At 67.7% G+C, this 6949-nt stretch carries 6 protein-coding genes; 4 read left to right on the top strand and 2 right to left on the bottom strand.

Features of this window, described 5'->3' with window-relative positions:
• Nucleotides 1-1740 (top strand): AsmA family protein (locus tag ACLPJJ_RS02270; protein WP_443589141.1); only part of this gene is annotated, 1740 nt, incomplete at its 5' end.
• 40 nt (nt 1741-1780) lie between these two features.
• Here the strand turns inward: ACLPJJ_RS02270 and ACLPJJ_RS02265 are convergent.
• Nucleotides 1781-2107, bottom strand: coding sequence for an FYDLN acid domain-containing protein (locus tag ACLPJJ_RS02265; RefSeq protein ID WP_443589140.1), 327 nt, complete (start codon nt 2105-2107; stop codon nt 1781-1783).
• Nucleotides 2108-2205: 98 nt separating this feature from the next.
• Here ACLPJJ_RS02265 and aroA point away from each other — a divergent pair, with 98 nt between their 5' ends.
• From aroA to ACLPJJ_RS02250, 3 genes are read left to right on the top strand one after another with little or no spacing between them, the layout of a single operon-like run.
• The gene (aroA, locus tag ACLPJJ_RS02260) at nt 2206-3540 is read left to right on the top strand and encodes a 3-phosphoshikimate 1-carboxyvinyltransferase (RefSeq protein ID WP_443589139.1); all 1335 of its coding nucleotides are present in this window, start codon (nt 2206-2208) and stop codon (nt 3538-3540) included.
• A complete protein-coding gene (gene cmk / locus ACLPJJ_RS02255; RefSeq protein ID WP_443589138.1) occupies nt 3537-4187 on the top strand; it encodes a (d)CMP kinase in 651 nt (216 codons plus the stop codon). Before aroA ends, cmk begins: the two co-directional genes overlap by 4 nt.
• A gap of 55 nt (nt 4188-4242) precedes the next feature.
• Nucleotides 4243-5877 carry a fatty acid--CoA ligase gene (locus ACLPJJ_RS02250; RefSeq protein WP_443589137.1) on the top strand — a complete coding sequence of 545 codons (1635 nt, stop codon included), beginning with the start codon at nt 4243-4245 and terminating at the stop codon, nt 5875-5877.
• Nucleotides 5878-6025: 148 nt separating this feature from the next.
• Here the strand turns inward: ACLPJJ_RS02250 and ACLPJJ_RS02245 are convergent, their stop codons facing one another.
• Nucleotides 6026-6763: a cyclase family protein gene (locus ACLPJJ_RS02245; RefSeq protein WP_443589136.1), complete on the bottom strand. Its 738-nt coding sequence runs from the start codon at nt 6761-6763 to the stop codon at nt 6026-6028.
• Nucleotides 6764-6949: the final 186 nt, after the last annotated feature.

The following is a 6949-nucleotide window of genomic DNA, read 5'->3' as shown; positions in this document are numbered from 1 at the left end:
CTGAACGCCGCGGGCAGCGCCAGCCCCGCCGGGGCGCTCACTGGGCAGGCGAGTCTCACCGTCCCCGACACCGCCGCCCTGGCCGCCGCGTACCACATCACGCCCCCCGCCTCCTGGCCCAGCGCGCGCCTCGCCGCCACGCTAGGCGGCACGCTCGCCAGCCCGGTGCTGCAGAACCTCTCCGGCACGCTGGGGCCGGACCATGTCTCCGGCAACCTCATCCTCGCCCCTGGCCACGCCTCGGGCAGCCTCGCCTTCGACCATCTGACCCTGGCCCCGCTCATCGCCTGGGCCGGGCAGCGCCAGGGCGACGGCTTCACCTTCGACGGCGAGATCACCGCCGCCCGCGCCGATGCCGGGCCGGTGAAGCTGCAGAACCTGGCGGTGGATGCCTCGCTGGACGGCGTGCTGAACATCCGCCGCGTCTCGGCCAATCTCTATGGCGGGCTGGCCGCAGGCAGCTTCACGCTGGCCCCCTCCAGCCAAGTCACCTCGGCGCACGGGTTTCTCGACATTCCCTCCGCCACGCCGCTCGCCGCCCTGCTGCCCGCGGGCTGGGTGCCGCCCGCAGCACTCACCGTGCCGCGCCTCTCCGTGCTCATCGCCGCGCAGGGCCCGGCCAACGCGCTCGCCACCAGCGCCGTGGCCACGCTGGGGGATTTCACCGTCACCGCCGCGCCGGTCATCAATCTCAACCAGATGTCCGCCACCGGCTCGCTCTCGCTGCGCCACCCGGACGCGATCGCAGCCATGCAACTGCTCGGGCTGAACCAGGGGCTGGCCTTCCCAGGTGCTGGCTCCATCTCGCTGCGCGCGCGCTTCACCGCCTCGGCCAGCCAGTACGGGCTCAACGATTTCATCCTCAGCTTCGGCGCGCTCGCCGCCAACGGCCAGATCATGGTGCAGAACAACACCATCTCCGGGCAGATCGACGCCGACACGCTGGCCCTGCCGCCGCTGCCCGCGAGCCTTTCGCTGCCCGCCAGCCTGCCGGTGCAGGGCAAGATCGGCATCAATGCCAGCCGCGTGCTCTATGCCGGCACGCCCATCCTCGGCCCCAGCGCCGCCAGCCTCACGCTCGGGCAGAACAACGCCAAGCTCGCGCTCACCCAGGCCGCAATCGGCAATGGCAGCCTCTCCGGCAGCCTCGCCGCCGCGTTTAGCCCCAATGCCGCGCCCGAATTCAACCTTAGCCTGCTGGCACAGAATATCGACGCGCCATCCCTGGCCCTGCCGGTCAGCTTCCCCTTCAGCCTGCCTGCAGGTACGGTGAACGCCACCGCCAGCCTCACCGCCAGCGGCTATAGCCCGAAGAACTGGCTGGCGACCCTGGGCGGCACCGCCACGCTGAGCGCCACGCATGGGCGCCTGGGCGGCATCAGCCTCGGCGATTTCACCGCCGCCCTCGACACGCCGGACGCCGCGCGCACGCTCCGCGCCGCCCTGGCCTATGGCAGCACGCCCTTCACCACGTTCAACCTCGCGGGCACGCTGGCCCAGGGCAATTGCACGCTCACCCAGGCAACCCTCGCCGGGCCGAACGGCACGATCAGCGCCGCCGCCGACAGCGGCATCGACATCTTCGACAGCGCCCTGGCCCTGCGCCTCACCTTGCATCCGGCGGTGCAGCCGCCGGTGGCCGCCTCGGTGCTGATGCTCGGCCCCTGGAGCGCGCCCAGGCGCACCCCCCAACTCAAATCCGCCCTGGGCTGGAAGCCCACCCCGCCGCCAGCACAATAAAAAACCCGGCCTGAAGCCGGGTTTTTAAGGGAGCGGCTGATTACCGCTCGTCGTCATTGCCTTCCGGCTGCACGTCGATATCCGCGTCGATCACGACCGTATCGTCGTCCAGGTCATCCGCATCCTCCAGGATGTCCTCGTCATCGGAGTCATCGGGCACTTCCACGTCCACGTCATCGCCGTCGAGCATCGGCTTCGCCACCTTCTTCTGCTCCTCCGGCAGCGGCGCGGTACGCTTCAGCCGCGGCTGCTCCGCCGGCTGCTCGGTGCCGCATTTCGGGCACACCGCCGGTTCCTTGCCGAGGTCGAAAAACCGCGCCCCGCAAGACACGCAAGTATGTTTTTCTCCAAGCTCCGGTTTCGCCATGTCCAACCTCAGGGTCAATTCGTCAATTTCACAAGGGCGGCGCGATGCCACGCTCTGCGGCCTATGTCAAACCGCATGAGCCATGCTAATCGCGCGACATGGAATCGCTCATGCCCCGCCCGCACCGCTCCACCCGCCCCGCCGCGCCTCTTACCGGCAGCATCGGCGTGCCCGGCGACAAATCCATCAGCCACCGCGCCCTGATGTTCGGCGCCCTGGCGGTTGGGCAGACCCGCATTTCCGGCCTGCTGGAGGGCGAGGACGTGCTGCGCACCGCCGCCGCCATGCGCGCGCTTGGAGCTGAAATCTCGCGTGATGGCGCGGACTGGCTGGTGGCCGGGCGGGGCATCGGCGGCCTCACCGAACCGGCTGACGTGCTGGACATGGGCAATTCCGGCACCGCCGCGCGGCTGCTGGCGGGCATCCTGGCCAGCCACGAGCTGTACGCGGTGATGACCGGCGACGCCTCGCTCCGCAAGCGCCCGATGGCGCGCGTGATCGAGCCGCTGAAGGCCACCGGCGCGCAGTTCTTCGCCCGCGCCGGCAACCGCCTGCCGCTCACCATCGTTGGCACGCGTGAGGCCATGCCCCTTACCTACCGCCTGCCCGTCGCCTCGGCGCAGGTGAAATCCGCGATTCTGCTTGCGGGCCTGAACGCCCGCGGCGTGACCGAGGTGGAGGAGCCGGAGCCCACCCGCGACCATTCCGAGAACATGCTGAAGCATTTCGGCGCCGAGATCTCGGTGACCCGCGCCGGCAAGGGCCGCGTCATCCGCCTCACCGGCCAGCCGGAGCTGCGCGCGGCTGACGTGATCGTGCCCGGCGATCCCTCCTCCGCCGCCTTCCCCGTGGCCGCTGCCCTGCTGGTGCCGGGCAGCCAGGTTACCGTCACCGGCGCCGGGCTGAACAAGCTGCGCACCGGGATGTTCGAGACCCTGCGCGAGATGGGCGCGGAGCTGGCCATCCAGAACGCCCGCATCTCCGGCGGCGAGCCGGTGGGCGACATTGTCGCCGCTTATACCGAGCTCCGCGCCGTGGACGTGCCGGCCCAGCGCGCCCCCAGCATGATCGATGAATACCCGATTCTCGCCGTGCTCTGCGCCGCCGCGAAGGGCACCTCGCACCTGCGCGGGCTCTCCGAACTGCGGGTGAAGGAATCCGACCGCCTGACCGCCACCGCCGCGCTGCTGCGGGTGAACGGCGTGCGCGTCGAGATCAAGGGCGACGACCTGATCATCCACGGCACCGGCACTATTCCCGGCGGCGGGCTGGTGGAGACGCATATGGACCACCGCCTCGCCATGTCAGCCCTGGTACTTGGCCAAGCCAGCGAGGCACCGGTGCAGATCGACGACGCCAGCTTCATCGACACCTCCTTCCCCGGCTTTTTGCGCCTGATGCGCGGGCTGGGCGCGAACATGGTGGCCGCATGATGATTGTCGCCATCGACGGCCCAGCCGCCGCAGGGAAAGGCACACTGGCCAAGCGTCTCGCCGCCGCGCTGGGCCTGCCGTATCTGGACACCGGTATCCTCTACCGCGCCACCGCAAAGCGCGTGCTGGAGGCCGGCGCCTCCCCCGCCGATGCGGAGGCCGCACTGCACGCCGCCCGTGCGCTGACCCAATCCGATTTGCAGCGCGCCGATCTGCGCGACGCGGCGACCTCCGCCGCGGCCAGCCAGGTCGCCTCCATCCCCGAGGTGCGCCAGGCGCTGCTCGACTTCCAGCGCCATTTCGGCAACTCCCACGGCGCGGTGCTGGATGGCCGCGACATCGGCACCATCATCTTCCCGCATGCGGATGTGAAACTCTTCGTCACCGCCAGCGTGGAGGCCCGGGCCGAGCGCCGCCACAAGGAGTTCCTGGCGCGCGGCGAAACCGTGAATCTCGCCGACGTCATCGCCGACGTGCAGGCGCGCGACGAGGCCGACCGCACCCGCGCCGCCGCACCGCTGATGAAGGCGCCGGACGCCGAGCTGATCGACACCACCGGGATGGATGCCGACACCGCTTTTACCCACGCGCTGGACGTGATCCGCCGCAAGACAGCCAAGCTGGAGTCCAAGACTTTCAGCTTGTAAATCCACCGGAACTGCTCATTATCGCTCCCAACCAAGATAAACCGGGAGCGAAAAGATGCCGAGCCAAGACTACCAGCTGCTGATCAAGACCCTGCTGAAAACGCCGCTGGCCCAGGCCAGCCGCAAGGAAATCGTCTATCGCGGCACGCAGCGCTTCTCCTACCCGCAGCTCGCTGACCGCATCCACCGGCTGGGCGGGGCGCTCGGCACGCTCGGCGCCATTCACGGGACGCGGGTGGCGGTGATGGACTGGGATTCCAACCGCTACCTGGAAGCCTATTTCGCCGTGCCCATGCTGGGCTGCACGCTGATGATGGCGAACATCCGTTTAAGCCCCGAGCAGATCGCCTACACCATCGACCATTCGGAAGCCGAGATCCTGCTCATCAACAAGGATTTCTACCCCGTCTTCATGCAGATCCAGCACAAGCTGCCGCGCCTGCGGCATATCGTGTGCCTCAGCGATGACGACAAAGCGGAGGCCATTGGCGGCCCGCTTTATGCCGGCGAGTACGAGGCGCTTCTCGCCGCCGCCACGCCGGTGGCCGAGTTCCCGGATTTCGACGAGCACACCACCGCCACCACCTTCTACACCACCGGCACCACCGGCCTGCCGAAGGGCGTGTACTTCACCCACCGCCAGTTGGTGCTGCACACGCTGACCATAATGTCCACCTTCCTCATGGCCGGGCTGAACGGACGCATCTCGCGCGAGGATGTGTATCTCCCCCTCACCCCAATGTTCCATGTCCATGCCTGGGGTTTCCCGTATGTCGCCACGCTGATGGGCATGAAACAGGTTTATGTCGGGCGCTTCCTGCCCGCCACGGTGCTGAAGCTGCTGGCCACGGAAGGTGTCACCATCTCCCATTGCGTGCCGACCATCCTGCACATGATCCTCACCGCGCCCGAGGCGCAGAACATCGACCTGCGCGGCTGGCGCATCATCATTGGCGGTTCCGCCCTGCCGCAATCGCTCTGCCGCGCCGCCCTGGCCCGCGGCATCGACATATTCACCGGCTACGGCATGTCCGAGACCTGCCCGATCCTCACTTTGGCGCAGCTCAAGCAGGACTGCGACCCCGGCGCCCCCGGCTCCGAGAAGGACGTGGCGACGCGCTGCACCGCCGGCCTGCCCGCGGCACTCTCGGAAATCGCCGTGGTGGACGAGGAGATGAACAAGCTGCCGCATGACGGACATAGCGTCGGCGAGATCGTTGCCCGCACGCCCAGCCTCACGGCGGGCTACACCAAGAACCCTGAAGCCTCCGAGGTGTTGTGGCGCGGCGGCTGGCTGCATACGGGGGATATCGGCACCATCGACCCGGATGGCTATCTGCACATTGTCGACCGCAGCAAGGACGTCATCAAGACCGGCGGGGAGTGGATCTCCTCCCTGACGCTGGAGAACATCCTGCTGGAACACCTAGCAGTGAGTGAATGCGCCGTGATCGGCATCGAGAACGCCCGCTGGGGCGAGCGGCCCATCGCCATCGTGGTGCTGAAGCCGGATGCCGAGGCCACGGAGGAGGAGCTAAAGGAGCTGGTGCGCCAGCACGTGGAGACGGGCGAGCTTTCCCGCTACGCCATCCCGGACCAGATCATCTTCGCCCAGGAGCTGGAAAAGACCTCCGTCGGCAAGCTGGACAAGAAGCGCATGCGCGCCATTTACGGCGTGATGGCAGAATAAGAGTTCCTTTCAAAAACCGCTAGGCCGAGGCGATTGGCGCCGTATTACGAGCACCGGAGCGGAGCGTACGTTAGAGTACGTGAGCACCGGAGCGCAGAAATGCGGTGCCAAGCGGCCGGCATAGTAGGGTTTTGAAAGGAACTCTAAATCAGGGGTGAAGCGCCACTAGCCTGGCCGGATAGCCGCAGCCGTTGAGCGGCTTCGGCCAGCTCGCCAGCAGCAGCGCGCCGGCCTCCGGCACCTGGTCGAGATTCGCCACCTGCTCCACCTGCCAGCGGTCCTGGCTCAGCACGTAGAACTCCAGGCTGTAGTCGCCCTTCGAGGTGGAAAGCCCCGGGTCGGTATCCGTCGCCTCATGGCCGATGGCGCGGACATCGCGCTGCTCGAACAGGAACTCCAGCACCTCGCGCGACCAGCCGGGATAGTGCGCCACACCCTCGGCGTCCCTGTTGGCAAAGGCCGCGGCGTCGGGCCATTTCTTGTGCCAATCCGTGCGCAGGGCCACGAACGCGCCTTCGGGGATGCGGCCATGCCGCGCCTCCCATGCCTGCACATCCTCCAGCATGGGCGTGGTGTCGGCATCCTGCGCGGCGCGGGCACTGATATCCAGCACCACCAGCGGCAGCAGCATCTGCTCCGCCGGAATCGCATCCACCGTGCGCCCGCCTGCGACGAAATGGCTCGGCGCATCCACGTGCGTGCCCCATTGCCCGACATGCGAATAGCGCGTCACCTCGAAGCCATGCTCGGCCACGGTGAACAGCGTCTCGGCGGTTTCATCGGGGAAAGCGGGGAAATGCGGCTGGCCCGGATGGAAGGCATGAGTGAGGTCAGTGAAACGGGCCTTGGCTAACACGGTGTTATACAGCGCCCAGAGGGGATTCATGCCGGTAATGCAATCCATGGCCCGAGTTTCAGGCTCGTGCCGCCGCTGGTCAAGCATTTTTGCGCGGCGCAATCGGCATAGGGGGCGATCATCACTGATCGCTCCCCTGCCACACCACCCGGCATGCGGGTCCGCACCGGGCGGTTCGAGAGATTGAGGTTAGGCGAGTCTGGGCATTCCTAGCTG

The sequence above is a fragment of the Acidocella sp. genome (assembly GCF_052326845.1).
Classification (GTDB): domain Bacteria; phylum Pseudomonadota; class Alphaproteobacteria; order Acetobacterales; family Acetobacteraceae; genus Acidocella.
This window is presented reverse-complemented; position numbering and strand designations above follow the sequence as displayed.